Below are 26,262 nucleotides of genomic sequence, written 5' to 3'. Positions count from 1 at the left end.
GGAAGGTTGGCTAACGGTCGCACATGACCCGCAACTCACAACTCACAACTAAGCAACGAAGTTTTGAAGCAGCAGCTTGCCTTCCTGAGTCAGGATCGACTCCGGGTGGAACTGCACACCCTCGATAGGGTAGTCTTTGTGACGGACCCCCATGATCTCTCGCTGATCGGTCTCGGCGGTGATCTGCAGGCAGTCTGGGATAGTCTCACGCCGTATTATCAGTGAGTGATATCGCGTCGCAACAAACGGATTAGGCATGCTTTTGAAGACGCCCTTACCGTCGTGATGGATCAGCGATGTCTTGCCATGCATCAGCCTCTGCGCCTGCACAATTTCCCCACCGAATGCCTGACCTATACTCTGGTGCCCCAGGCATACTCCCAGAATAGGAATCTTTCCTGCGAACCGCTGGATCACCGCGACCGACACACCCGCCTCGTTTGGTGTGCACGGCCCCGGTGATATCACAATCTTGTCCGGCTTCATCTTCTCGATCTCATCGAGTGTGATCTTATTGTTCCTGAACACCTTTAACTGCTGGCCCATCTCACCCAGATACTGGACCAGGTTATAGGTAAAGCTGTCGTAGTTGTCTATCATCAGGATCATTGTCTTATTCCAGTCCTTCCTCTGCAGCGCTCAGTGCTTTGATCAAGGCTTTAGCTTTGTTTTGAGTCTCCTCATATTCCTTGGCCGGTTCGGAATCTGCCACAATTCCTGCACCGGCTTGGACATATGCTGTATTGCCTTGGATAAGAATAGTGCGAATAGTTATGCAGGCATCCATGTTGCCGGAGTAGCTGAAATAGCCTATAGCTCCGGCATATGAGCCGCGTCTTGTAGGTTCCAACTCGTCTATGATCTCCATTGCTCTAACTTTGGGAGCGCCCGAGACAGTCCCAGCCGGGAAGCATGCCCGTAGCAGGTCGAACTCGTCCTTATCAAGGTTTAGCCTGCCGCGCACATTTGAGACCATGTGCATCACATGCGAGTATTTCTCGATCACCATCAGCTCGTCTACGTTCACACTGCCGTATCTGCAGACACGGCCTATATCGTTGCGACCCAGGTCGACAAGCATGATATGCTCCGCCCGCTCTTTCTCATCTTTCAAAAGCTCTGCCTCCAGCGTGAGGTCCTGTTCTTCGGTTGCGCCTCTGGGCCGGGTTCCGGCTATCGGGCGGACAGTCACATTGCCGAGTTCCTCGGTGACCAGAATCTCAGGTGATGAGCCAATCAGCTTCGTATCGCCATATGCGAGATAATACATGTAAGGGGAGGGGTTCAGGCTGCGCAGAGCGCGGTATACATCGAATGGGTCTGCAGTTACTTTTGTCTGGAAGCGCTGGGAGAGCACGACCTGTATCACGTCTCCCGCCGCAATGTATTCCTTGCATCTGGTGACTGCGTTTTCAAACTCGGTTTTGGTAAAGTTGGATGTAATTGTCGGTGGGTTTGTATTGCGCTTTACGACACTTGTTTTCACAGGGGATTTCATACGCTCGATCAGTTTCTCGATCTTGGCGACCGCGCGATCATAGGACGATTCGGGGTCACCATCTATTTGAGCGTTGCAGACGACGCGTATTTTGTGGCGCACATGATCGAATATGAGCAGTGTGTCGGTGAAGATCAGCGTGCAGTCAGGCATTTTGAGATCGTCGACCGTCGTGTCAGGCAGATCCTCAAAGAACCTGACCATATCGTAACCGATGAACCCGACCGCTCCTCCGCAAAACCTCGGCAAATCAGGGTCCGGCACATATCGTAGTTTGTTCATCTCATCCTTCAGGATGTGCAGGACATCTCTGCCGGGTACTAAGCTGATGCGTTCGAGTTTGCCGTCACGAGTAATCTCTACATCTCGCCCACTGCTCTTGATGACCAGGTTAGTGCCGCTTCCCAGAAAGGAGAACCTTGCCATTCTCTCCCCGCCCTCTACACTCTCCAGCAGGAAAGAGTAATCGTTGCATGGCTCAGCGGGAGCTTCGCCCTCCCGAGTTGTTTCGGGACACCCTTGTCCCGAAACTATCTTCCGAAATGCTGACACCGGGGTTTCCATGTCCGCTAATATCTCTTTGTAGACCGGCGTCATATTGCCGTTACCGGCTCGTTTGATGAATTCCTTTTTGTCCGGATAATATGCGCTCATTAAACTTGCGCTCCTTCATTTGTCGATTATGCCTAAAACGCAAAAAAACCGAGGATATACTGCTAATCCTCGGCTTTTGCACCTGCCAGCGTGCTTGCGCACACACCAAAAGTCGCGGACACTCCTGTGGAGCGGCCCGCGACTATAAACTGTCTATTATTGTGTCTCTACTTGACGTGCATCAATGCGGCGGCTCCACTATAGTTGTAGTGGCGCCAAGCCCAATTAGAACTGCCTCCATATATGATCAAATAGGATTCTGTATTCATAACATATACAGTATACCGGCCATATAGGCCCCTTGTCAATACCGAAATTTGAAAACAGGCAAAAATTCGGGGTCTGGGGGTTAGGGGATAGGGGCTGGGCTTCATCGACTATGACACGAACGGTGATGTGACTCCTGATGATCACAACCGTCTCTATATGCTGCGGGAATGACATTGTCAGCTAGCCTTTGGAACTTAATCCAGCGTCAATTCCCGCAGCGTATTTCAGTCTACTACTTGGAAGCAACCTCCACTCTATACAGACATTTTTCTATCATGTCTCCCTTGTTCTCTTCATGAACCGCAAGGAATGTAAGATTGTTGTTAGGGTCGAAGTTAAAACCAAAAACGCTCTCAAACTCTCCTATTTTTCGCCCGTCGAGCATTACAGATTCCTTGTTAATGAAATTATTATCATTCTCCATTATGTAAGCCATTCTTGTCCCGTCCGGGCTAAATGCCGGATTTTCGATTTCCGGATGCTCCTTGCCGTCAATGACTGTTATATATTGGCATGAGTCGGGCTTGGCAGCTTTATAGACCAGCTTGTTATCACCTGTAATAGCCAGCGAAGCATCATAGATAGTTCCATAATGGGCACCTTCTACGCCGTCGTGCACAACAAACCACCGGTCATTTTTCATTGCAGTGAATGCATAGTGTTTGCCGTCTCTGCTCAGCACAGGGTAGGGCTGGACCATGTCATCATATACAGGAGACTGCACACCGTCTATTACCATATAGTGCTTATCTCCTTTAGTTGCACTGTAATAGAGCCTGCCGTCCGGACCATATATCTGGCATGGCTCTCGTCCCATCTCGCCGACCTCGTCGTAAGTCTTGCCTGCTTTGCCGTCAACCACCATGCAATATTTTTCACTATCGGGTGAAGCAAAGTACGATAAGTGTTTGCTGTCCGGGCTGAAAGAGACACTGATGCCGGATATGTCATGAAACTTTTGTCCCGGCTTTCCATCCAACACTACAAATGATTGGCCGTCTCCGTTAGCGTCATAATTTGTAGCGACATAAGCCAGGCGCTTGCTGTCTGGGCTGAATGTGAGCAAGCCGTCAATATCGCCGTATTTTGCTTCCGGTTTGCCGTCGAGCACCACGAACTTGCGCTCAGCTTTCCTGGCAACAAATGCAACGTGCTTGCCGTCAGGGCTGAACTCAATGCCGCCAATGCCATCGTATGCCGAGGTTTCCTTGCCGTCGATGACTGCTACGATTTTGTCGGTACCGTCCTTGCCTCGCGCTTTCACTGCAGAATATGCAAAACGGCCATTAGGACCGAATATGCCCGGGCAATACATCGTATCTATCTGCCTCTGCGGTGTTTTGGCAGTAAACGAGGGGAAGTTCATACATATTCCGGGATACTTGCCGCATTCCTTACCGTCCAGAACCAGAATGGCGTCCTTGCCCCTGAAACCGACGTAGCATATATGCTTGCTGTCGGCTGAAAAATAAGGCTCTCTGACGCCGTCAAACTCCGCGCTTTCCTTGCCGTCGACAACCATTACCCACTTGCTGCCTTTTCTTGCGGTATATGCTAAGCGGTTGCCGTCCGGGCTGAACTCGAAATCTTGGTCTCTATACGCTCCTCTTACCAGCCCGCGCACCTGGTCGTAGATAGGGGATTCTTTCCCGTCCAGCCATACACAGCATTTGCCGTTATCTTTGAGTTCAACGGCGGCCAAATGACGTCCATGGGGAGAAATTTTGCATGAGTCGAAATCGACAGTGCCCTTCAACTGGTTCATCTCTGCCAGGCGTTCTGACGTCCATAGCTTGAGATCGCTTTCCATAGTGAGCAGCACAACCGGCGCATACCCAAGTTTTTCCATTCGTATGTCAGCGGCATAGGCCGGACACATAACAACTAAAGCTGCCAAGCCCATGACGAGTCTTAAAAATGATTTATGCAACGTTAGCCTCCCTGTTTTTCAACTTCTATTTATGTTATCGGGTTAATTGGTTGCTTCCTTCTGATCTTTTCAGATTCTCAAAACCAGTAATATTACCTGTTTTCAGCGGCCTTACGCTCCGTTGTATAAACACCCCATTGACATATTCTATTCGTCATGATAAATATGCATGAGTTCATAACAAAAACAAACATAGGGTGAGAACCGAACACCAGACTCGGTAAGATTGCCACATACAGGAGGAAAGATTGATGAGGTATGTTTGTGTTGTGTTATTGATTCTTCTAATGTTGTTGTTTTGTGTGGCGGCTGCGAATGCCGCTCCACCCGGTGAAGTGCTTTATGACGTGAGCAGTTTTTTCGATATCTTCGCGGAGATGCCTTGCAGCAGTAATCCATCCGGCACTGCAACCATCGACTTCCAGTCCAATCTGGGCGGTGGTTACACCATGCAGATGACTCAGATGAACCTCGCACAGTCTGAAACTGCGGTTGTTCTCAGGACCAGTCCCATATCGACTGGGCAGTGGCCCGCAATTATGGCCCCCGACAGCTTCTTTGATGTGTTTCTTGAGATATACACTCCCGGCGGGGTCATGCACACCAATGACCCCATACACTACAGTTTTGCCCCGGACAGCTTCTTCGATATATTTCTGGAGTGCAGCTATAAACCCGGCAGCTACCTGAACTTGTATAATGCTCAGGACCAGTATGTCGGTTACATCAAGTCCTCAACTCTGAGTATGATTGCAGTCCCTGAGCCGTCATGCATCGCAATTTTATTGAGCGGGCTGGTCACATTTGCAGCCTTCAAAAAACGATCAGCCGGATCATAGGCTGACATCACACAACACCGAAGGGAGAGTTTGTAATGCGCAGATTATTTGGTATTTTTGTTGTAGCTTTGGTTCTCATGTCATTCGCGATAGTTGCCTGCGGGCAGACGCTTCAGCCCGTAACACTCCAGCAGAGCATAAGCCTTGCCAGGATAACAAATCGCGGCACATCATTTTTGGCCAATGATTTCCATATCAAGATCAAGGCCGATTCTCAGCATTTCAATGCGAATGGGTCCTACTATTGGGCAGCCACCAAGCTTATGGATTTTAGCACCAACGGCTATTACTGTTCCGGTACGCCCACACAGACTACATTTACCACCTGGGAAGAAGATGGCTGGATTCATCTTTATTGGACCTTCCCGGAGCAATGGATCAATGTCAATAACGGCATGATGTTCGGTTTTACAAACTATGGCGGCATCAAGTTCAACAATGTCCAGTGGTGGTGGACCTTCAACGGTCAGGACGTAAGAGACCTGCCGGATAACTGGCAGGACTGGTATAAGGACAACAACGGCATGCTGGTCGACGTTATTGCAAACAGGACAACAAGCCCGCTTCAGGTCGATCGCCTCACCGGCACAACCACCAGTCGCATGACCATTTCAGAAATTGCTGCTCTTACGACTCCACCCAATCCTGTGGTTCCGCCGATCAACCCGGTTGTGGTAGGTCCCAGCCAGACGCTGGAGTATGCATGGAACTGGCCTGGCGAAGATCCAATACATTTTATGTGGTATGATTTTGAGGATGGATACGGAGACTTTATCGAATTCCGGAATGCTGCTTACCTGGACAGCGTTCCCGAACCGTCTTCTATATTCGCTTTGGCAGCCGGCCTGATGTCGTTTATTGGAATCAGGCGTCGCAGAGCATAGTCTCTGTCTGCAGTTTAGTATTATGCCCGCTTCAGTATATGCTGAGGCGGGCATTTTTTGTGGGTGATGGATGTCAGGTGATGGGTGCCAAGCAACTGACTTCATCTCCTGGGGGAGAGGGTTGGGGTGAGGGCGCAGTGTATTGCAAAGCCGCAGTGTTTTGAGTTTAACACGAATGTCTTAAAGAAGTCGGCAACCGTTCTATAACTATTGACAGCCTGGTTGCTTGAATGTAAAATACTGGTGAGGTTGTTGGCTGATATGCCGACAGTCTGAGATTTCAAGTTTCCGAAATACCGATTATATGCTGGGAAAAATAAAAATTATTGGAGGAGGACAGGGAATTGAAACGATTTGCAAAGTATTGTGTTCTGCTGATGGTAGTGGCTTTGTGCCTAAGCGTTATGCCGGCATATGCCCAAAACGTGGAAGTTGGGAAGGGTCTTTCTCTGGCATTTGGTATGTACAGACCTTCCGACAGCGATATCAAGGACGGACTGGGAAGTAACTGGTTCAGTGCTAACTTAAGCTACAAGCTTTCCGAAACTGATAAGACTGAGTCCTATGTCGGTCTTGGGTATATCAAAGCTGAAGGTAAGAGCTGGACTGACACATATGAAGTTGGGGAAGCAATTGTAACAGATAAGACTGATACCGACGGACATATCATCCCGCTTACATACACAATAAAAACAAAACCTCAAGGCATGTCCAAATTTTACTATGGCGGCGGTGGTGGGATTTTCTTCTCAAAGCTCGAGGCAAATTCCTCAGTATTTGGAAAAGGTGATGTATCAGATACGCTCTTTGGGGTAAACTTGCTGGCTGGAGTGAAATTCTCGCAGAAACTGAGCCTAGAGTTACAGTATACTCGTATGCTTAACGACGTAAAGGTTGATGAGGAAGATTACAACCTGAGCGGTCTGTCTCTCTCGTTGAGTGGTAGTTTCTAGCGCATCCGTTCGGCTTTCCCAGCAGTCAAAATGATATCTTGCTCGTGGCATTTCGGAAACTTGTCTCAAATATGTTTTATGAACGAGACCGCCTCAAAAGTTAATCTGAGGCGGTCTTTATTTTATATATGTACGAGTCTGTGTTTCGGGAACGGGCAAGTCTCAAAGCTCGTAATCCCTACGCCGCTCTCAACTGATAAGGCAGCACCCTGAGCTGGTCGCGATACTTGGCAACAGTCCTGCGAGCAATGCTTACGCCATGATCGGCAAGCTTCTTAGTTATCTCGCCGTCCGAGAGCGGCTCGGTAGAGAGAGCTATGATCTGGCTGATGAGGTTTCGCACAGGCAGCGCTGAGTCGAAGAATATCTCAAATGACACCACTTCGCCTGAGGGCAGCCTGCAGAATTTGTCGGATAGCGCCCGGCAGATGGTGGACTCATGGACTTCCAGAGCCTTCGCCACGTCTTTCTGACGCAGAGTCTTGAGTTTCGATGGACCGTGGGCCAGAAAGTCATGCTGATATTCGGCCAGGTATGCGGCCACCCGCGCCAGAGTCTTTTTTCTAAGCTTTATCGCGTCGAGTATGCATCGCACGCGCTCAACGTGCTCACGTATATGCCTGCAATCGTCTTCGCCGAGATAGCTCTCGCCGCTCTTGATCGACTGGTAACACTCCTCGTAGGTCTCATCTATCTTGAGATAACTGCCGTAACAGTCCACCACATCCGCGGTGAACGAATCACCGTTTTTCTGAATAATGACATCCGGCACGACCGCGCTCGACTCTCTTGGCGCAAGTTCTTCAAACGGAGCATGATAAGCCGAAGCGGGTCGGGGGGTGAGGTTGTCGCGGATATACTCGCAAGCCTCGATAACTATCTGATGGGATATCTCAAGCTTTTTTGCAATTGATTTGAAGCGCACCTTCGAGAAGTCTTCCCAGCAGTCTTCCAATATCAATTCGGCAGTGGTTGAGATTGGTTCGGATGATACAATACGGCGGATCTGGATCAGCAGCGATTCGCGCAGATTTCTTGCTGCGATTCCAGCCGGGTCAAAGCTCTGCACGATCTTTAGCACCGACTCTATCTCCGGCACCGCAGCGGCAAACTCCTCGGCAGTCTCAAAGAGCGATTCTCGAAAATATCCGTCATCATCAAGCGAGTCTATAAGGTATTCGGCGATCCTGAGCTTTCGGCCACCCATCGTCATACGAGCTTGCTGCTTCAGGTAGTCGTCAAGCTCCATGGACCGCGCGACGGTTCTGAACGGGTCGAAGAGCTCATCGTTTCCCGCGGCAAATGCCTTTTCGAGATAGCTGCGCTCATTGCCGTCATCGGTGATGCTGCTCTTGCTTGCAGCAAGTGACGCGCTGCAGACAGGGCACGTCGGAGAGACGGTCACAAACCCGCAGACGGGGCATCGAGAAGTTTCGTCCATACACAGGGCCGGATTTTCCATAGCCTCTGTTTCGACAAACTGCTGTAGTTCCAGCAGACTCATATTTAAGATCGAATTAGCCTGAATTTGAACGGGAATAGTGCGCGGACTTTGTTTGTGCGCAAGCGCTGCACCTTGCATACTGCCAACCATACCTTTCCGTATCCGCTCTAGCGGCGGTTGGCATGATTATCGGCAGTTTTGTGAGCACACTTGAGCACTTTATTTGCCCTAAAGAATTGCTGGGATAGTCCCCAAAATAACACTATGGGACAAATAACTGAGCGGTGGCAGTTCTGGGCTCTTAGCTCTCCACTCTCCGCTCTTAGCTGTTTTCGGGGAGAGGATGTCTATGGGCTCTGATATGTCTGATATGATGGGTCTGTTTCTTGAGGAAGCCGAGGAGCAGTTACTCAAGCTCGACGATGGTTTTCTTCAGCTCGAAAAGAATCCAGGCGATATAGAAATCTTAAAAGAGATATTCAGAGCTGCTCATACTCTGAAGGGTTCGTCCGCAACAATGGGTCTGACCGAGCTTGCTCTTATGACTCATGCAATGGAGAACCTGCTGGACCCACTTCGAAATGGAGTGCTGGCCGTGACGCCCCAGATAATAGACGTGCTTCTGGAGGGCACGGACAATCTTCGGGTTATGACCGGGCAGGTGAGCAATGGCGAGCCGCTGAACGCAAATATCGAAGATTTGCTTGTGCGTATAAAGTCCCTGACCGAGGGATCACAAGATGAGCCTGCGCCGGTGTCGAAAAAAGTCGGCGTCGCTGAGAGCAAAAAGCTTGGCACGGATGTTCCCGGCGCAATGGCGATCCGCGCGAAGGTGGTATCCGAGTGCCTCATGCCTTCGGTCAGAGCATTCATGATCTTTAACTCGCTTTCGATGCAGGGTGAGGTCGTTTCATCGGACCCGAGCCAGGACAATCTGGATGACATTCAAGCGGGCCAGGAAATAGTCATCACATTTATGCCCAGCAATGGTCCCGAATCCGCGATAGAGGCGATCAAGAGCCTAGCCGAGGTGGAGCTTATTGACTACACAATTCCCGGTGATGACGCGGGCGATGCGGAGCAGTCCGAGCAGGTTGAGCAAGAAAAGCCTAAGGCTCCCGCCGCAGCTTCGGGTTCCGGAAGTGTGGCCAAGGCGATCCAGACCGTTCGCGTCGGTGTCGATAGACTGGATACCCTTATGAACCTGGTGGCTGAACTGGTAATCGATCGCACGCGAATGAACCAGATCGGTTCCCAGCTTGCATTCAAGTATGAAAATGAAGAACTCGTGCAGGGGTTGGGTGAGACATCGGTGCACATTGGCCGGGTTGTCAACGAACTGCAGGAGCACATAATGAAAGTTCGCCTGCTGCCTGTAGAGCAGGTTTTCAATCGCTTCCCGCGTATGGTTCGCGACCTCTCGCACAAAGCCGGTAAGGATGTTGACTTTATACTCGAAGGCCAGGAGACTGAGCTTGATCGTTCTATCCTTGAAGATATAGTCGATCCTCTGACCCACCTCTTGAGAAACGCAGTGGACCATGGCGTCGAGACCCCCGCTGAGCGGACAGCAGCAGGTAAACCTGCGCGAGCGCGAATAGTTTTGGCCGCAAAGCAGGAAGAAAATCGAATTATTATTGAGGTTCAGGATGATGGTCATGGAATCTCAATAGAGAAGGTAAAAGCAGCGGCACTCAAAAATGGCGCTGTAGGCGAAGAAACCCTCTCCCACATGTCCGACGATGAGGCTTTGCAGCTCATATTTGCTTCGGGTGTGAGCACGGCTGAGAAGATAACCGACATATCCGGGCGCGGAGTTGGGATGGACGTGGTTCGCAGTAACATTCAGGGTCTGTCCGGCAATGTGGAAGTTCTGACCAAGGTGGGCGAAGGCACGACTTTCAGGATCAACTTGCCTTTGACACTGGCGATCATTCAATCGTTGGTTACAGGCGTTGGCGATAAGGTATATGTGATTCCATTGAGCGCCGTTCAGGAGACTTTCCGCTGCGAGGCGGACGAAGTCCATTATATCGACGGCCATCCGGCTATCAATTTCCGTGGGTCAGTGCTTCACCTTGTTAAGCTGGGCCGGTTGTTTGACCATAATCAAACCGGGCATCTGTCGGATAACGAATGCATAACGTTCGTGGTAGTCCGCACAGGTGGACTCAAGATCGGTCTGATTGTCGACAGGCTGATTGGTGAGCAGGAAGTGGTCATAAAACCGCTCGGCGCATTTTTTGGCGACATTGACGGTATTGCCGGGGCTACTATTCTCGGTGACGGGCGTGTTGCCTTGATTGTGGATATCGGCGCCATCGGCGCCCTGGTAAACAGACGAAAGAGACCCCGCCAGGCGGCGTGAGCAGGAGTGCAGTCCTAATGAGTATTGGTTCGGATCAATTCGCAGAACTTGATTTCGCGTCATTTAAGCGCAAGGTAAAGGCTGCTTACAGTCTCGACCTCGAGGCTTATAAACGGCCTCAGATGGAGCGGCGTCTCAGGTCGAACATGGAACGATGTGGGGCAAAGAGTTTTGCGCAGTATTACTCTCTCATGCAGAGTAACAAGGCGCTGCAGGATGAGTTTCTGGACCGTGTGACGATTAACGTATCGGAGCTCTTCCGCAATCCGGACCAGTTTGAAGTGCTTCGAACAAAAATATTGCCCGAGCTGCTTTCACAGACCAGGAGTTTATATATCTGGTCGGCAGGTTGTTCATATGGGGCCGAGCCTTATTCACTGGCTATCATGCTCGATGAGATGCGGACAGGCGGGCTTCATCGTATTCATGCAACAGACATCGATGATCGCATGCTCGCCAGAGCGCGCGGGGGTGTATTCCAGGAAGCTGAGATGCGCAGTGTATCACATCAGAGGCTGAGTAAATATTTCGATCATAAGCCCGAGGGCTACGTTGCAAAAGACACATTGAAAAATATGATTAAATTTTCCAAGCACAACATGCTTGAGGAACGTTTCCAGACAGGTTTCGACCTGATCTTATGCAGGAACGTGGTTATCTACTTCACTGATGAGACCAAGAAGACTCTATATGAGCGGTTCTTTGCCTCACTCAAGCCGGGTGGATATCTGTTTGTCGGCGGCACTGAGCGTATCGCCGATTACAAGACAATTGGGTTCGAAAATATGGTTTCATTCTTTTACAAGAAACCATGCAGTAACTAGAGGAGGCCGAAATGCCTAAACGCATTCTCGTGGTTGACGACGCGATGTTCATGCGGGCAACCGTAAAGCGCATACTTGAACAGGCAGGCTTTGAAGTTGCCGGTGAAGCGGACAACGGTCAGGTAGCGGTTCAACGCTACGGCGAATTGAAGCCCGATGCGGTATTGATGGACATCACAATGCCGATCATGGACGGAATCTCTGCGGCAAAGGAGATTCTCAAGACGGACCCGCGTGCCGTTGTTCTGATGTGCACGGCTCTCGGGCAGCAAAATCTGGTCATAGACGCGATAAAGGCCGGAGTCAAGGACTATATTGTAAAGCCTTTTCAGCCGGAACGAGTAGTAGAAGGAGTAAGCAAAGCGCTGGGTGCTGCATAGTGTGCAATAGACTGGCGGCAGAGCGAAAGCACAGGAGACTATTTTGATGAAAGTCGAGTTCATAGAACCTTTTGTAAGTGCGGCGTTCAGCGTATTGGAAACACTTTCAGGCGAAAAACCGACGCGCGGGCAAATATCCCTGAGGACCAACACATTCACCACACAGCAAGTGAGCATTGTTGCGGGCGTTAATGGCAATGTGGAGGGCATTTCGTTGTATGGGATGTCTCTTGAAACGGCTGAGAAGATCGCGACAATGATGGTCGGCAGTCCGGTTCAAGGTCTGGAAGGAATGGGACTGAGCGCTCTTAGCGAGCTTGGCAACATGATCACAGGCAATGCGATAACGCTGTTGTCGCGCAACGGATATGATGTCGATATCACGCCGCCGTCGGTTATACGAGGTGCCAGTGTTGAGATGTCCACAAAGACTCCGGCGCTGGTTGTGCCTGTATGCACTCAATACGGGACCATCGAAGTGAACGTGGCATTAGCGGAGATCGCGGTGCAGGTTGCCGCATAACAGGCAAACTATCAGGAAGAAGCTGTAAAGATGGCTGATGTACTTAACCAGGATGAAATAAATGCTTTAATGGAGACTTTTAAGTCTACAGGGGCGCAAGATATCGGGACAAAGGCTCCCGAGAAGCAGGTGCGTGTATATGACTTTTCGCGGCCCGATAAGTTCTCCAAAGAACATTTGCGATCGCTCAATTCCATTCATACCAAGCATGGAGCGGCATTTGCTTCATCTCTTTCGTCCATGCTCAGAGTATATACGCGCGCTGACCTGCTGGCACTAGATCAGTTGACTTATCGCGAGTATTGCTCGTCGGTTTCGGACGGCACTCTTTTTGTCGAGGCCGATTTGCAGCCGCTGACATCGAACGCAATATTTGAGTTCAATCCGCACTTTGTTTCAATATGCGTGGACCTGCTGGCCGGAGGCTCTGCATCAGGCGCATCTAATCAGCCGTCGATATCTGAACTGGACAAAGCAATAATCAAGCCGGTGATTGACCTTGCACTGAGGCAATATGTGGAAGCATGGTCCTGGTGTGTCGGTCTCCAGGCTACTGTGATAAACATGACGACCGAGTCAGGTACGCGGCAGGTCCTTCTTCCGTCGGAGGCGGTGCTGGTCTGCGGATATGAAGTCAGCATAGGCGAGAACGTAAGTATGATGAGCATATGTCTTCCGGCATCCGCTATCGAACCGATCCTTCCGGCTCTGACTGCCGGCAGGAGTCTGCACACTCCGGGTCGAGGTAAAGATCAAACGAACCCCGCGCTGATGAAGTCGTTTGAAGAAGTAGCCGTTGAATGCCGGGCAGTTCTGGGCAGGACATCTCTCTCCGTAGAGGAGGTTTCAGAGCTTGATATAGGGGATGTGATCACGCTGCCTGTCAAAGAGGACGGACTGGCTGAGCTTTGGATAGAGAATGTGCCTGCGTTTCTGGGGCCGCTGGGTTTGTCGGGGAAAAACCTGGCTCTGAAAATTGCACAAGTTGCGGAATCCCGGTAAGCATATTTTGGAGGACTGACAATGGTACCCATTAACAATAAGAATGACGATGCCCTGAGCAATTTTTTGACTGTGGCGAAGACCGGAGTCAAGAAGGCAGGCGAATCGCTGAAGACCATGTCGGCCAGCGCGATCAGGCTGGAGGTAATCTCGGCGGGTATAGCGCCCACATCACGGCTCTCCGAGATCGGAGGCAATCCCGAGGATCTTATGGTGGGAGTGTATATAGGCGTTACCGGCAAGATGCCCGGTCATGCTCTGCTGGTTTTTCCATATGAAAGCGCGCTGCTGCTTGTCGATATGATTACCGGCAACAGCCTTGGTCATACGAAGCACGTCGATGAGATGGAGCAGTCCGTGCTTAAAGAGGTAGGAAATATTGTGACTTCTTCCTATCTGAATACATTTTCTGATTTCTACCGATGTCCGCTGTTGCCGAGTCCGCCCAGCCTTGCAATAGATATGTCTGCGGCGGTAGTAGACAGCGTCCTGCTCAACACCGGTTGTTTTGAGGAAGACACCATAAGTGTTGTAACTAAATTTGCCGGTGCAAAGCGTTCACTGCGCGGATTTTTCCTTTACATACCTGAGATAGTCACAACTTCTATTGAGGAGGCGGCCTGATTTGGACGGAGGCATTGCCAGAATGGGTGAGGTCGTATTCACTCGCCCGGATCTATCCGAACTCAAAGCCCTTGGGCTTGGTTCATGTATAGGGTTATGCGTTTTCGACCCGCACATAAAGGTAGGTTGCATGGCGCATATTGTTTTACCTGAAGCCAAAGCCGGTTCAACTGAAGTCGGCAAATATGCCGACACTGCCGTTCCTTATGTGATCAAAGAGATGCTGGCCAGAGGAGCCTTGCAATACAGGATGCGTGTTGCAATTGCCGGAGGCGCTCAACTTTTCAAGTTTGATGGCTCCGAAAGCAAGCTCGATGTCGGCAGGCGAAATGCTGAGACCGTGAAGCGGATGCTGTCCAAGGCAAAGCTCAAGCTGATTGCCGAAGATATTGGCGGCAATCAGGGAAGGACCTTGACAATGGACGCAGCTACAGGCTTGGTGACTGTCAAGCAGAACGGTCGCGATATGAAGGTCCTGGCCGATCTGCTCTCATAGGCAGCCTGCCGTAATTTGAAAGGCGGCGACATATATGGATACGCTATCCTCCACAAAAAAGAGAGTGCTGGTCGTAGACGATTCCGTATTTGCGCGCAAGATCACGTCTGATATACTCAGTGCCAGCCCGTACCTCGATGTGGCGGGTTTCGCCGTAAACGGGCTTGACGCTCTGAAAAAGATCAAAGAGCTAAAGCCCGACGTAGTGGTCCTCGATGTCGAGATGCCTAAACTCAACGGGATCGAAACCCTCTGCCGCATAATGCAGGAGTGTCCGACTCCGGTCCTGATGCTCAGTTCTCTGACCACACAGGGCGCTGCCGAGAGCATGCAGGCTCTGCGATACGGCGCAGTAGACGTCATGGCCAAGCCCAACAGCAGTCTTGGCCTTGGCATGTCAGCGCTTGCCGATGACCTGATAGCCAAGGTTATGGCTGCGGCGGATGTGGAAGTCTCTCATCTTAGTCCTGTGGCGCATGCGCCTTCGCATCCGCCACCTCAGAGCCTGCGGCCTGCGATCACTAACTTTCCTATTGTGATGATAGCGTCTTCAACCGGCGGGCCGCGCGCTCTTCGCACTCTGATCCCGGACCTTACTGATTCCGACGGGGTGGCATATGTAATTGTGCAGCATCTGCCTCCGGGTTTCACCGGCCCATTTGCCCGCGATCTCGATACCCAAACGAACCTCAATGTGCGTGAGAGTGCGGAGGGGGACACACTTAAACCGGGCGATGTCATGTTTGCAAAGTCGGGTTTTCACACTGTTTTTGACAAACGCGGCAATGTTCACATTACCAGCGATCCTCCTCTATGGGGCGTCAGGCCGTCTGCGGATGTCACTATGGCCTCGGCTGTGCCGGTATTTCGTAACAGGCTGATCGGCGTTGTCCTTACGGGCATGGGTCGTGATGGGGCCAATGGCATGAAGCTAATAAAAGAGGCTGGGGGAGTCACCCTTGCAGAGCATGAGTCAAGCTGTGTAGTTTACGGAATGCCCAGAGTGGCGGCTGAAATGGGTGTGGTTGATGTGGTAGTGCCGCTGCAGGAGATGGCTGAGGCAATTTCCGCTACAGTCTGGAAAGTCGCTCAGTCTCAGACGAGAAAGCTTGCAACCGTATGACCCTCATTCTTTTTCTAAACGAAACTCTTTGATCTTATTCCTGAGAGTCTTTCGGTCGATCCCGAGCAATTGAGCTGCAGAGGACTGATTCCAGCCCTTCGCCTTGAGCACTCGTTCGATGTGAATTTTCTCAAGGTCCCGCAGTGGAGCCATGGGCGATATGCCATCTACGACCGATTCGGATGAGACCGAGGGGGTGGGGTGGTTATTATGGTTGAGCATAAGGTGCTCAGGCCTGATCATTCGGCTGTTGCAGAGGATCACCGCTCGTTCGACGGCGTTCTCCAGCTCGCGAACATTTCCCGGCCAGTTATGGTTTCTTAGTTCTTCGAGGGCTTCATCACTAAAGCCGGTCACATTCTTTGTGGTCTCGTCGGCGTATATTTTCAGGAAATGGTGGGCAAAAAGCTCAATGTCGTCGCCGCGCTGACGTACGGGCGGCAGGTTCAGCGTGATTACGTTGAGCCTGTAGTAGAGGTCCTCACGAAACTCTTTATCCTTTATAGCCTGCGCAAGGTCACGGTTCGTGGCGGCGATCACGCGGACATCTACAGTCAGCGTCTCACTTCCGCCGACCCGCTCGAACTGCTTTTCTTGCAGGACTCTGAGCAGTTTTGTCTGGACCGAGAGCGAGACTTCGCCTATCTCGTCAAGAAAGACAGTCCCCTTATTTGCGATTTCAAAACGCCCGATATGCCGCGTCACGGCATGGGTAAAGGCTCCCTTTTCGTGACCAAAGAGCTCGCTTTCAAGCAAGCTTTCCGACAGCGCTGCGCAGTTGACCTTAACAAACGGCCCTGATGCGCGTCCGCTCTGATAGTGGATTGTCCTGGCCAGATATTCCTTGCCTGTGCCTGTTTCGCCGGTGATAAGCACCGTGGCATTGGTCGGCGCGACCTTCGCGGCCATGACATATGCCCGCTGGACATCCGGGTTTGTCCCGATGATATTGTCGAACCCGTATTTCTTTTTAAGCTCGCCCCGGAGGAAGCGGTTTTCGTCAATCACACGTTTTTGGTCAAGAGCACGCTCAGCAACTATCTGCAGTTCGTCGAGATCAAACGGTTTGGTTATATAATCGTAAGCTCCGAGCCTCATTGCTTCGATAGCGGTTTGTGTGCTTCCGTAAGCGGTCACCATGATTACCGGCATGTCCGGCTTTTCTTCTTTTATTCCGCTGAGGACTTCCAGCCCACTCATCTTGGGAAGGCTCATATCGAGTATCACCAGGTCGAAGTCGCCCGCTTTGGCTGCAGCGAGTCCTGCCGCGCCATCGGCGGCAGCGGCAGTGTCGTAACCGGCATCTTCAAAGAGCTGCGACATCACATCCCGCAGCCCGGCCTCATCGTCTATTATAAGTATTGATTTACTATCCAATAACTATCACCTGATATAATACCCAACACCAATTCTTGATCGGGCTGGATTTACATCCCTCAAGGTATCTTACCCGGAGGGGGATAAAGAACTCAAACGCAGCGTTACCCGCGTGCCTTTTCCTTCTTCCGATTCGACCAACACCTTGCCCTGATGCCTGATCGCTATGGCATCGACCATACTCATTCCCAGTCCGGTGCCCTGCGCGCCGCGCGTAGTATAGAATGGGTCGAAAATGCGCTGCTTTGTCTCTTCGGACATGCCAACTCCGTTATCTACCACGCTCAGATCCACATGGTTGTCTTTGCGTGAAGTAATGATTTCGATTTTGCCGCTGCACTCAATGGCCTGAGCGGCGTTGAGGATCAGATTAGCCAAGGCTTCTCTGAGTTCCGTCGCGTTTCCCAGCACACGGCAATCGTCTGCAAGCCTGGTCTCGACCGTGATTTCCGAATCAGCATTGGAGCCTGAGTCAAGCCATGCCGGCACAGCGCTTTGTATCAGGTCTTTGACAATTTCGCTGATGTCGATTACCTGATATCCGGTCGTATCCGGCGGCTTGCCGATCTCTTTGAGCCTGCGAACGGTCTCCGCGGCATCTCTTGCGGCAAGTTCAATCGCGTCGATGCATTTGGCTGCCGCGGGATTATCTGTGATTTTTCTTTTTGCAAGCTGAGCGTTTCCAAGGATAATGCCCAGCACATTGTTTATGTCGTGCGCAATACCGGCGGCCATCTCGCCGAGAGTCCTCAGCCGCTCCGAGTGAATCAATTGTTCCTGTGCTTCTTCGAGCAGTCTGTTGAGTTCGGCAAGTTCCTGATTGCGGTCGAGTATTTCTTTTTCGAGCTCACGTCTGGCTGTTATGTCGCTGTAAATCTCCACTCGCCCGCCGACATGTCCATCCGAGTCGAATATGGGCGATGAATAGCGATGCACCAGAGCCGTCCCGCCGCACAGCGAGTCCAGCACTTCCTCGACCACATCAATCTCGCTTTTGGGCTGGCCGGCAATCATCGACGGTAGTGCGGCACCTATCAGATCAGCCATGGCGATGCCAAACACCTCGGATGCCCGCTGGTTCGCATAAGTGATTTTGTGGTCTTTATTTAGAAGAATTACCCCGCGTTCGGGTGATGTGACGTTGCAAAGCGCGGCCAATTCGACAGCCTCCACAGTCTGCAAAGGTATTATATCGCCGGTTATGTTTTGTGTAAAGCAGAGTTTCTGCTATACTATATGCAAGCGTCCATGGCAAAATCGGCTTTCATCAAGTTATGGAAGCTGGAAAGGAGCGAGCGTCATGCTATCCAAAGATCCGAAATACGGCTTGCTGCATCTGGTAACCAAGCGGGATGTTTATGATGTCCCCGAGCCTAATCTGCTCAGGGAGATGTTTCCGTATGTTGATGTGCCGCGCATAGTATTTGACGGCAGAAGCGTGCCGATGGAGCCTGCCCAGGATTTCTATATTACGGACACGACGTTTCGCGACGGCCAGCAGGCGCGCCCGCCCTATAAAGTGGAGCATATTGTCAAGATTTATGATATGCTCAGCAGGCTTGGCGGGCCGAACGGTGTCATACGCGCCACTGAGTTTTTCCTCTACAGTGACAAGGACAAGGAAGCCGTGGCTAAATGTCTTGAACTCGGGCACAAGTATCCTGTAGTGACAGGCTGGATTCGTGCCACCAAAGAGGATTTTGCCCTTGTCAAAAGCATGGGGCTGCGTGAGACCGGCATCCTGACATCGGCTTCCGATTATCATATTTTTCTGAAGTTCAAGAAGACACGCGCCCAGATACTGGATCACTATCTCGATCTGGTCACGTCGGCTTTGGAATCGGGCTTGGACGCGGTGAGATGCCACCTTGAGGACATCACTCGCGCGGACTTTCCGGGCTTTATAATTCCGTTCGTGCAAAAGCTGATGGAGATAGCCGAGCAGTCCGGCAAGGTCGTTAAGATCAGGCTGTGCGACACAATGGGCTACGGCCTGCCTTATGCCGAGGCTACATTGCCGCGCTCCATTCCAAAGATAATCCACACGATGATCCATGAGTGCGGTGTGCCGAGTGAATGGCTTGAGTGGCACGGTCACAACGATTTTCACAAGGTGCTCATCAACGCGACCACAGCCTGGCTCTACGGTTGCTCTGCGGCTAACTGTGCGCTGCTCGGCTTCGGCGAGCGCACAGGCAACCCGCCTCTCGAGGGCGCGATTATGGACTATATATCTCTCAAGGGCGACGCGAACGGCGTTGACACGCGCGTCATCACAGAGATAGCGGAATATTTCAAGAATGAAATAGATGTTGATGTTCCGGCAGGCTATCCGTTCGTCGGTATGAATTTCAACGTCACCAGCGCCGGAATTCACGCCGACGGCATGCTGAAAAACGAGGAGATATACAATATCTTCGATACGGAAAAAATCCTGAGCCGACCCGCGCGAGTCAATATCACAGACAAATCCGGCGTGGCTGGAATTGCCCACTGGGTCAATTCATATCTGGGTCTTAAGCCCGAGATGGCTCTCGATAAGCGGCATCCCGGTCTGCTTGCAATTCAAGAGTGGGTCAAGGAGCAGTATGCAGACGGGCGAGTGACCTCGATCTCCGACGACGAAATGCTGATGCAGGCGAGAATGCACCTGCATGAATACTTCAAGAGCGATTTCGACAGGCTGCGCGATCATGCCCTGGACATCTCCGAGCAGATTATGCTCAGGCTGGTTGAGGATCCGCGAATTCACACCATGAACCCGGCGAAGATCGTGCCTGTTTTGCAGAAGTCTCTGGAGCAACTGCAGTTTATCCAGTTCATTTATGTGATCGATATAGAGGGCAACAAGATCACGGAGAACGTCACCCAACCGATCTATCGCGAGCAATTCGGCAAGTTCGGCTTGGAAGAAAACTTTGCCGGCAGGGATTGGTTCATAGGCGCGCTTAATGCCGGTCCGGGTGAAGTATATATTACCGACTTCTACAAGTCCAGGATCACCGGTGCGCTGTGTATAACGGTATCATCAGCGATTCTTGATGACGATGGTGAGCCCATAGGCGTCATCGGCGCGGACCTGAAGTTCGAGGAACTGGCAAGAGCCCTCTGATTTAGTATTGAGTATTTTATACTTTATATTTTCTAAAAAGCTCGCACACTGTCATTTCGAGTAAGAGTCGGGTAATCTGCTTTTCAGGCGTTTTCTGATGGGTAAGGATCTCCGAATCCTTACCCTAAGGTTTCGGAGCTGCCAAAATCCGATTTGACATCAGCTATGCGCGTTGTTTTATGATTGCGTGATGTTATGCCGCCAATTTCTACACAATAAGTGTAATACCTCGCAAAAATGCCGTTGCCACAATAAAAACTCTGCAGTATAATGCAACTACAAATCGTAATCTTGGACATTGCTTTATAAGTATAGCTGTGCTATAGTTTTATGCTATAAGCTAAACTTTGTTTGCCTCGGAGAAATGGATGAGGATACATAAGCACATAGCAGGTCCCCGATATGACAGGCTGCCGGACAACATGATAGTTGGGCTGGCACAGCAGGGGGACATATGCGCCTCTGAGTTTTTGCTTTACAAATATCGCAGCCTGGTCCGAACCAAGATTCGCTCATATTTTCTGATGGGCGCTGAGAAAGATGACCTGCTCCAGATCGGAATGATAGGCCTGTGGCAGTCCATTATGGACTATGTGCCGGACAAAGATATATCATTCCTCTCATTTGCCAGAATCTGCATCGAACGCCACGTAATTACCGCAATCAAGACCGCAACCCGCCGCAAGCAATCGCCTCTGAACAATGCCATATCGCTTGATTATAGCGTAGATGAGAGTGATGTGGATTTCAATCTCGAAGAAGTGTTGGTTTCCGAAATTGACCTGGACCCGGAGGATCTGCTGCTTCGCAGAGAGAGCATGAAGGTCCTGCGTGAGACGCTGCAAAGATTATTGTCCGGCTTTGAGTGGGAAGTGCTTAAGAGATACAATCTGGGCAAGACTTATCATGAGATAGCCATTGACCTGGCCTGCAATACCAAGTCTGTGGATAATGCTTTGGGCAGAATAAAGCGCAAAGTATCCTGCAATTCCGCATTCATGCATTAGCTTCTGTTCTTTCGGAAGACCAGTATGTACTGGTGGTGAATGTTGGATACAAACGCGTAAGGGATTCCATATGGGTAGAGGTTCTTGCTGTCCTGAGCCAGTATCGTGATTCCTTCGAGTGTAAAGCCCACCGATTCCATCGTGCGGATTATATCGGTATGATAGGCGACAAACTTGGACTTGTGCCTGAAATCGGATACCACTACGCACATATAGCGCTTTTTTTTGAGCGTCCGCCTGCACTGCGCAAATGTCTTTCCGAGTTCGCCCAGGAAGTCCTCATATGTTTCGATATTGCCCAGATCATCTGCTTCATCGCTGTAGCGCGTCTGCAGACCTTTGGCTTTTCTCTCGGCTTTGACCTTGTGGTCCCGGTCCTTACGCAGGATCATCCAATATGGGGGGCTGGTGACCGTGAAGTCGATGGATTCATCATCGATGTTCGGCATGACCAGCCTGGCGTCGCCTTCAAGGACAGTCTGCGGATATCGGCTGCGCTCATCAGCAATTCGCTGCCTCGCGACATCAGCCCATTGAGAGATCAGTTCGATCCCCGTGCCTCTACGGTCGCACTGCGCGCAGGCCACAAGTGTTGATCCGCTCCCGAGAAACGGGTCCAGCACGTTTTCTTCGGGTTTTGTGAAAAACTCAATCAGCCTGATGATGTCGGACTCAGCGAACGTAGCCGGATGCTGAGACTTGAGTTTATCACGCCTGGGCGGCTTACTGAACCACACGCTTTTGGTTTCCACCATCCACTGTGTATTGGACAGGTGGTTCAACGAGTTTCTTGGGTCAACCGTATTGTCTTGTTTTTTTGAGTTTGACATAAAGGCAGTGCTCGCTTGCGCCAATAATCATAGTGTAGTGAGCTTTGCTTGGCAAAGCAGCCAACCAAAATTCAACTGTCAACCTATAAAGGAGCGCAAGGATATGGCGAATCAGGAACTGTCGATCACGGTGGGAGAGTTATTAGGAATAGTCAAGGTCTCGCTCACCGGTCAACTCAGTCCGCGGCATGATCAAGCGCTCTATGGGGTCCTGACCGGATTTCAAGAGCAGGGCTCTACGTCGCTTGTGCTCGACCTGGCCGGTCTTGCTCCATCCGGCATCGAAGCCGCCACCGGGCTTATAAATGTCCTTCGCTCACTCGGTCCCACAACAAACATTCACATAGTCGCTTCGGGCGCTCTTGGATCAATACTGCGCAAAGGCAGCTTTGGGCCAAGCGTCAGGGTTTACTCATCCGTCGATGACCTTGCCGACACGTTCGGCGATGACGAAGAGTATCTCACATCGCGATGGATGGCGCGCGGCACACAGGATACCGAGCTTCCACTTGCCGCGTAGTTTAGAGTATGGCTCCTCGCCGCCTTAAGGTGGTTTTCAGCAGTGTGGGGTCTACATCCTTCAAACTGATCCCATTTTCCAGTGAGATACTTGCCGCAACACCTGCTGCTTCTCCCATAGCGACACATGCGGGCATGATCCTGATCGCCCCATGGCCTTCCTGCGTGCTCGACACGCATTTACCCGCTATCAACACTCTCTTGATGCCTTTGGGCACGAGGCACCGATAGGGGATCTCGTACCAGTCACCATGCGGCGGACCCTGTTCGGCGACAGCCGCTTCTTCTTTGGTATAGCCTTCACCCTTACCCGAGTGTACATCAATCTGATATGAAAGCCGGCATATTGCGTCATCAAATTTGCGTGCGCCTATTACGTCAGAGGCGCTGAACTTGTATTCGCCGACGATCCTGCGGGTCTCCCGAACGCCGATATTTGCTGCGCTTCTTAGCAGGTATGAGTTTTCAAAGCCGGGCACGTGTTTTTTTACGAAAGCGACGATCGACATCATCTGCCGCCTGCTCTCAATTTCGGAGCGCGTAAGGTCATCCGCATTGGTCCCATTGACGTTACCGACATGAGTGGTATTGAATGTTACTTCGCCCTTTCGCGGCCTGGCGTTGAAGAAGATAAGGTCTCCCGGCGCGTTGTATTCGCCTGCGCTTCTGGCTCTGCTGATAAGGTCATAGTATCCGGCCACGGAGTATACCTGGTCGGCGAGTTCGGTGATATTGACATCGGGATCAAACTTTGGAAAACGCATCTGGTCGGGGTGGTCTCTTACGTATGTGAGAGTCTTTACGATATCTACCCCGCCTACGTCAAACATCAGCGTTACCGCCTGCGGCAGTGAGTTTTCGTCACCTGATTCAAATGCCGCTCCCAGAGACACCGCCAGATCACCATCTCCAGTGCAGTCAATCAGCCTCTTGCAGTGAAAAGTTTCCTCTCCGGACTTTGACACGGTCTTCAAGGCGATGCCGTTATCAGTGTAGTGGATATCTTTGCAAAACGTATGAAGCCTTAGCGCGCAACCCGAACCAATCACCATCTCTTGCAGCGTAAACGCCATTGTCTCCATATCGAAGGAGTTGGCCAGCAGCCCGCCTGCGTTGCCCAGCATGCTTATGATTCTCTGGAACAGACCGCCCACTAAGATTTCGCCGTCTGACGCCCAATAGCGCATGAATGGGTTAACCAGTGCAGCCGTTGCGCAGCCTCCAAGATATCCGATCTGCTCTATCAAGAGCGTCTTGCATCCTGCTTCTGCCGCCGCGGTCGCCGCGGCGCATCCGGCCACTCCGCCCCCGGCCACTATGACATCGTAGTGTTTATTATCCATTATGGTATCCTAATAAGAAGAAAGGCGGACCCATTGCGGGGTCCGCCTTAAAGGCATTCAGCCAAGATTGGCCAAATAGTTGATTACAGCTTATCGCCACATTTCGACGGATCTGAGCCGTTGGTGCAGTCAGCTGTTACAGCCTTACTTTCATTGAAGTTGTAGTTATAATAGTTGGGTTCTCCACTAGTTGTTGGTGTCCACTCTGTTGTGATGGTCTCCAGAGCGCTGTCTTTCAGCGAAATAGTCTTCACATGCGAGTCCATATAGGCTACATTGATCTGAACACCATTTGTCAGCACATTGCCGCCAAAGTGCCAGGCTTTGTGTTCATAGAAGCATATCTGGTCGGAATTGTATGTGAAACTGCCTTCTTTTTTCGCACCATTGTTATACCATCCGTAATCCATGGCAGTCTTATACCAGTAAGAAACTTGGCTACAGGAAGCGCTGGATGCAGTCTCGTTATATGCTGCGTCGTTTGCTGTTATTGAATCAGACGGACAGAACATTACGTCTTTGTTTTTCATGTGTCCGTAAAGCACTTCCGTCCATGTTTCATTGACAGCGTTATCTTTCGGAGGCAAGTAGCCGACCTTTGATACAAACGTCGTGCTTTTTGTATTATCGTAAGTTGTCTGGCCTGTTATAGCTGACGACGGCAGCGTTCCATCGTAGTCACCCCAGTAGAGCTGGAGCGCGACAGCGCAGCTCTTCAGGTTGTTCTGACAGTTAGACTTGCGGGCTTGCTCTCTTGCGCGAGCGAAGACCGGGAAAAGGATGGCCGCCAGGATTGCGATAATCGCAATAACGACCAAAAGCTCAATAAGTGTAAAGCCTTTCTTTCGTGCAGGCATTGAAACTACCTCCCATATGATTATTTTGCCTTGCGTTGCTTAAAAACGTATATATGAAGCAGATGCGCACAATTGCCGGCATCACCTCCTCATGCCGATGCATCCGATCTAGTCAGGCGTAATGGCAATTCTCTTGTCTTCGCTTTCAAACCATACACCGTCATCATCAGTGTTTGTGCCGCTGCAGCGATAACAATCTGGATCCTTTGTAAAAACACCTAAAGGAATCAGCTTTACATGTCCGTCTGCAAACAGTATATGAGACCCGACACCATGCAGCTTGTAGTTGGGCGCCGGATTTGTATAGGTGTATCCGTCTGGGCTTGACAGGAACGGAAAGTTTGGTTGAGCATTCTCGCCGTTGCTAGAACCTCCTGGGGGATTCGTGACTCCATCCCTGGAGATGTTAGTCGGTCTAATTGTTGCGTACTGGTAACCATCCAGTTCGCGGACCATCATCAAATTGCCCGCGTTTTTAACGGCTCCCTCTCCAACCTCAAGCATGTTTGCATTAAACGCATAGCTGACACAGTTGAAAGATGCATTTTTTCTGCCTACCGGAGCAGCCGATTGGCACTTCCAAATACTTGTGGGGTCAGAAAGTTTGGTAACTGTCTCAATGTAGTTGTAGAGCGCTTCGATCCAGTTTGGACCTCGGCCATTGGGGTTTGGCACTACACTGCTACCGGCGCTGGGACCGACGAACCTGTACGGCTTTCCTGTAGATGAGTTAATCTTCGGCGTGCCTACGTCTCCATATATGCCGCTGGTGGTGTTTATAGACAATGGCACTTCAGTTGACATTGGGAAACTTGATACATTTGTTAGCCTATTGGTTGGGTATGTATCTTCCCAGTCGGAGAGATACATTTTGAGACCATTGCCGATCTGCTTCATGTTAGACTCGCAGTTACTTGCCTGCGCGGTTCTCCTGGCTTTGGCAAAGACCGGGAATAGAATCGCGGCCAAAATGGCAATAATCGCAATAACTACCAGAAGCTCGATTAGCGTAAAGCCTTTGCGACCTTTCATAGTTTTTCTCCTCATAACATTTTGGGTAGTCATAATCAATAAAATACAATTCAGAAGTGCTTGATCAACGTTTGCCTACCTCTAACACCATCCTTTCCCTGTACTACTTTGAAGACTGAGGACCGGAATTCCTCAAAAGCTCGTCAATATCCTAGCATACGCCTTGGCGCCGTGTCAACGCGCTTTTTCACCCGATTAGTAGACCTCAAAACGGCTGCTAATGTTCCAGAAATGAGTGAAAAAGACGTAACAGCTCACTCTTCGTGAGAATCTGAAAAAAGTTTGTGTATTCACTACAAGTGTGCAGGTACTTCGGCAGGCGCTGCCTAAGTAGTGTGCATGGAGAAACCGACTTACGAAGAACTGGTTGCTG

24 protein-coding genes are annotated in these 26,262 nt (G+C 50.7%); 14 read left to right on the top strand and 10 right to left on the bottom strand.

The window, feature by feature from the left end:
* Positions 1-48: 48 nt before the first annotated feature.
* The 3 genes from pabA to ABFD83_03560 all read right to left on the bottom strand — a co-directional run bounded on the left by pabA (position 49) and on the right by ABFD83_03560 (position 4,352).
* Positions 49-609 carry an aminodeoxychorismate/anthranilate synthase component II gene (pabA, locus tag ABFD83_03570; GenBank protein MEN6356146.1) on the bottom strand — a complete coding sequence of 187 codons (561 nt, stop codon included), beginning with the start codon at positions 607-609 and terminating at the stop codon, positions 49-51.
* Positions 610-613: 4 nt separating this feature from the next.
* Positions 614-2,152 (bottom strand): anthranilate synthase component I, encoded by a 1,539-nt coding sequence (gene trpE / locus ABFD83_03565; protein MEN6356145.1) that lies wholly within the window; start codon positions 2,150-2,152, stop codon positions 614-616.
* A 502-nt stretch (positions 2,153-2,654) separates the two neighbouring features.
* Positions 2,655-4,352, bottom strand: coding sequence for a hypothetical protein (locus ABFD83_03560; protein MEN6356144.1), 1,698 nt, complete (start codon positions 4,350-4,352; stop codon positions 2,655-2,657).
* A 251-nt stretch (positions 4,353-4,603) separates the two neighbouring features.
* Between ABFD83_03560 and ABFD83_03555 the strand changes: the two genes are divergently transcribed.
* The 3 genes from ABFD83_03555 to ABFD83_03545 all read left to right on the top strand — a co-directional run bounded on the left by ABFD83_03555 (position 4,604) and on the right by ABFD83_03545 (position 7,028).
* Entirely contained in the window at positions 4,604-5,191 is a 588-nt protein-coding gene (locus ABFD83_03555) for a hypothetical protein (protein ID MEN6356143.1), read from the top strand.
* 35 nt (positions 5,192-5,226) lie between these two features.
* Entirely contained in the window at positions 5,227-6,075 is an 849-nt protein-coding gene (locus tag ABFD83_03550) for a PEP-CTERM sorting domain-containing protein (GenBank protein MEN6356142.1), read from the top strand.
* A 344-nt stretch (positions 6,076-6,419) separates the two neighbouring features.
* Positions 6,420-7,028 carry an outer membrane beta-barrel protein gene (locus ABFD83_03545; protein MEN6356141.1) on the top strand — a complete coding sequence of 203 codons (609 nt, stop codon included), beginning with the start codon at positions 6,420-6,422 and terminating at the stop codon, positions 7,026-7,028.
* A 178-nt stretch (positions 7,029-7,206) separates the two neighbouring features.
* On the opposite strand, the gene rpoN is transcribed toward ABFD83_03545, so the two are convergent.
* Positions 7,207-8,622, bottom strand: coding sequence for an RNA polymerase factor sigma-54 (rpoN, locus tag ABFD83_03540; GenBank protein ID MEN6356140.1), 1,416 nt, complete (start codon positions 8,620-8,622; stop codon positions 7,207-7,209).
* Between the two features lie 199 nt (positions 8,623-8,821).
* Between rpoN and ABFD83_03535 the strand changes: the two genes are divergently transcribed.
* Genes ABFD83_03535 through ABFD83_03500 form a run of 8 tightly spaced genes read left to right on the top strand, consistent with a single transcriptional unit; the run spans position 8,822 to position 15,812 of the window.
* Positions 8,822-10,840, top strand: a complete 2,019-nt coding sequence (locus tag ABFD83_03535) for a chemotaxis protein CheA (protein ID MEN6356139.1) — start codon at positions 8,822-8,824, stop codon at positions 10,838-10,840.
* A 17-nt stretch (positions 10,841-10,857) separates the two neighbouring features.
* Positions 10,858-11,664: a protein-glutamate O-methyltransferase CheR gene (locus tag ABFD83_03530; protein MEN6356138.1), complete on the top strand. Its 807-nt coding sequence runs from the start codon at positions 10,858-10,860 to the stop codon at positions 11,662-11,664.
* 11 nt (positions 11,665-11,675) lie between these two features.
* On the top strand, positions 11,676-12,044 hold the full coding sequence (locus ABFD83_03525) for a response regulator (GenBank protein ID MEN6356137.1): 369 nt from the start codon (positions 11,676-11,678) through the stop codon (positions 12,042-12,044).
* A 46-nt stretch (positions 12,045-12,090) separates the two neighbouring features.
* A complete protein-coding gene (locus ABFD83_03520; protein MEN6356136.1) occupies positions 12,091-12,567 on the top strand; it encodes a chemotaxis protein CheX in 477 nt (158 codons plus the stop codon).
* Between the two features lie 30 nt (positions 12,568-12,597).
* Entirely contained in the window at positions 12,598-13,569 is a 972-nt protein-coding gene (fliM, locus tag ABFD83_03515) for a flagellar motor switch protein FliM (protein MEN6356135.1), read from the top strand.
* Positions 13,570-13,590: 21 nt separating this feature from the next.
* Positions 13,591-14,193: a chemotaxis protein CheC gene (locus tag ABFD83_03510; protein ID MEN6356134.1), complete on the top strand. Its 603-nt coding sequence runs from the start codon at positions 13,591-13,593 to the stop codon at positions 14,191-14,193.
* Position 14,194: 1 nt separating this feature from the next.
* Complete coding sequence (locus ABFD83_03505) at positions 14,195-14,689, top strand: chemotaxis protein CheD (GenBank protein MEN6356133.1); 495 nt, start codon at positions 14,195-14,197, stop codon at positions 14,687-14,689.
* A 34-nt stretch (positions 14,690-14,723) separates the two neighbouring features.
* Positions 14,724-15,812, top strand: coding sequence for a chemotaxis response regulator protein-glutamate methylesterase (locus ABFD83_03500; GenBank protein MEN6356132.1), 1,089 nt, complete (start codon positions 14,724-14,726; stop codon positions 15,810-15,812).
* Between the two features lie 3 nt (positions 15,813-15,815).
* Here the strand turns inward: ABFD83_03500 and ABFD83_03495 are convergent, their stop codons facing one another.
* Positions 15,816-17,189 carry a sigma-54 dependent transcriptional regulator gene (locus tag ABFD83_03495; GenBank protein ID MEN6356131.1) on the bottom strand — a complete coding sequence of 458 codons (1,374 nt, stop codon included), beginning with the start codon at positions 17,187-17,189 and terminating at the stop codon, positions 15,816-15,818.
* Positions 17,190-17,258: 69 nt separating this feature from the next.
* Positions 17,259-18,347 (bottom strand): ATP-binding protein, encoded by a 1,089-nt coding sequence (locus ABFD83_03490; GenBank protein MEN6356130.1) that lies wholly within the window; start codon positions 18,345-18,347, stop codon positions 17,259-17,261.
* Between the two features lie 142 nt (positions 18,348-18,489).
* Here ABFD83_03490 and ABFD83_03485 point away from each other — a divergent pair, with 142 nt between their 5' ends.
* Together ABFD83_03485 and sigH are read left to right on the top strand one after the other, a co-directional pair.
* Complete coding sequence (locus ABFD83_03485; protein MEN6356129.1) at positions 18,490-20,301, top strand: cache domain-containing protein; 1,812 nt, start codon at positions 18,490-18,492, stop codon at positions 20,299-20,301.
* 368 nt (positions 20,302-20,669) lie between these two features.
* Entirely contained in the window at positions 20,670-21,308 is a 639-nt protein-coding gene (gene sigH, locus ABFD83_03480) for an RNA polymerase sporulation sigma factor SigH (protein MEN6356128.1), read from the top strand.
* Here sigH and ABFD83_03475 read toward each other — a convergent pair.
* The gene (locus ABFD83_03475; protein MEN6356127.1) at positions 21,305-22,138 is read right to left on the bottom strand and encodes a DNA methyltransferase; all 834 of its coding nucleotides are present in this window, start codon (positions 22,136-22,138) and stop codon (positions 21,305-21,307) included. The genes sigH and ABFD83_03475 overlap by 4 nt on opposite strands.
* A 103-nt stretch (positions 22,139-22,241) precedes the next feature.
* On the opposite strand from ABFD83_03475, the gene ABFD83_03470 reads away from it, so the two are divergent.
* Positions 22,242-22,658 carry a hypothetical protein gene (locus ABFD83_03470; GenBank protein MEN6356126.1) on the top strand — a complete coding sequence of 139 codons (417 nt, stop codon included), beginning with the start codon at positions 22,242-22,244 and terminating at the stop codon, positions 22,656-22,658.
* A 1-nt stretch (position 22,659) separates the two neighbouring features.
* On the opposite strand, the gene ABFD83_03465 is transcribed toward ABFD83_03470, so the two are convergent.
* The 3 genes from ABFD83_03465 to ABFD83_03455 all read right to left on the bottom strand — a co-directional run bounded on the left by ABFD83_03465 (position 22,660) and on the right by ABFD83_03455 (position 25,889).
* Complete coding sequence (locus ABFD83_03465) at positions 22,660-24,000, bottom strand: FAD-dependent oxidoreductase (protein MEN6356125.1); 1,341 nt, start codon at positions 23,998-24,000, stop codon at positions 22,660-22,662.
* A gap of 83 nt (positions 24,001-24,083) precedes the next feature.
* Positions 24,084-24,857, bottom strand: a complete 774-nt coding sequence (locus tag ABFD83_03460; GenBank protein MEN6356124.1) for a prepilin-type N-terminal cleavage/methylation domain-containing protein — start codon at positions 24,855-24,857, stop codon at positions 24,084-24,086.
* A 108-nt stretch (positions 24,858-24,965) separates the two neighbouring features.
* On the bottom strand, positions 24,966-25,889 hold the full coding sequence (locus ABFD83_03455; protein ID MEN6356123.1) for a prepilin-type N-terminal cleavage/methylation domain-containing protein: 924 nt from the start codon (positions 25,887-25,889) through the stop codon (positions 24,966-24,968).
* Positions 25,890-26,262 lie beyond the last annotated feature (373 nt).

Source organism: Armatimonadota bacterium (genome assembly GCA_039679645.1).
Classification (GTDB): Bacteria; Armatimonadota; UBA5829; order UBA5829; family UBA5829; genus UBA5829.
Note: the sequence above shows the minus strand (reverse complement) of the source record. Positions and strands in the feature narration are given on the sequence as shown.

Coding starts and splice junctions, on each gene's coding strand:
- pabA (MEN6356146.1), bottom strand. CDS start 609: ATGATCCTGATGATAGACAACTACGACAGCTTTACCTATAACCTGGTC.
- trpE (MEN6356145.1), bottom strand. CDS start 2,152: ATGAGCGCATATTATCCGGACAAAAAGGAATTCATCAAACGAGCCGGT.
- ABFD83_03555 (MEN6356143.1), top strand. CDS start 4,604: ATGAGGTATGTTTGTGTTGTGTTATTGATTCTTCTAATGTTGTTGTTT.
- ABFD83_03550 (MEN6356142.1), top strand. CDS start 5,227: ATGCGCAGATTATTTGGTATTTTTGTTGTAGCTTTGGTTCTCATGTCA.
- rpoN (MEN6356140.1), bottom strand. CDS start 8,622: ATGGTTGGCAGTATGCAAGGTGCAGCGCTTGCGCACAAACAAAGTCCG.
- ABFD83_03535 (MEN6356139.1), top strand. CDS start 8,822: ATGGGCTCTGATATGTCTGATATGATGGGTCTGTTTCTTGAGGAAGCC.
- ABFD83_03530 (MEN6356138.1), top strand. CDS start 10,858: ATGAGTATTGGTTCGGATCAATTCGCAGAACTTGATTTCGCGTCATTT.
- ABFD83_03525 (MEN6356137.1), top strand. CDS start 11,676: ATGCCTAAACGCATTCTCGTGGTTGACGACGCGATGTTCATGCGGGCA.
- ABFD83_03520 (MEN6356136.1), top strand. CDS start 12,091: ATGAAAGTCGAGTTCATAGAACCTTTTGTAAGTGCGGCGTTCAGCGTA.
- fliM (MEN6356135.1), top strand. CDS start 12,598: ATGGCTGATGTACTTAACCAGGATGAAATAAATGCTTTAATGGAGACT.
- ABFD83_03510 (MEN6356134.1), top strand. CDS start 13,591: ATGGTACCCATTAACAATAAGAATGACGATGCCCTGAGCAATTTTTTG.
- ABFD83_03500 (MEN6356132.1), top strand. CDS start 14,724: ATGGATACGCTATCCTCCACAAAAAAGAGAGTGCTGGTCGTAGACGAT.
- ABFD83_03485 (MEN6356129.1), top strand. CDS start 18,490: ATGCTATCCAAAGATCCGAAATACGGCTTGCTGCATCTGGTAACCAAG.
- sigH (MEN6356128.1), top strand. CDS start 20,670: ATGAGGATACATAAGCACATAGCAGGTCCCCGATATGACAGGCTGCCG.
- ABFD83_03475 (MEN6356127.1), bottom strand. CDS start 22,138: ATGTCAAACTCAAAAAAACAAGACAATACGGTTGACCCAAGAAACTCG.
- ABFD83_03470 (MEN6356126.1), top strand. CDS start 22,242: ATGGCGAATCAGGAACTGTCGATCACGGTGGGAGAGTTATTAGGAATA.
- ABFD83_03465 (MEN6356125.1), bottom strand. CDS start 24,000: ATGGATAATAAACACTACGATGTCATAGTGGCCGGGGGCGGAGTGGCC.
- ABFD83_03460 (MEN6356124.1), bottom strand. CDS start 24,857: ATGCCTGCACGAAAGAAAGGCTTTACACTTATTGAGCTTTTGGTCGTT.
- ABFD83_03455 (MEN6356123.1), bottom strand. CDS start 25,889: ATGAAAGGTCGCAAAGGCTTTACGCTAATCGAGCTTCTGGTAGTTATT.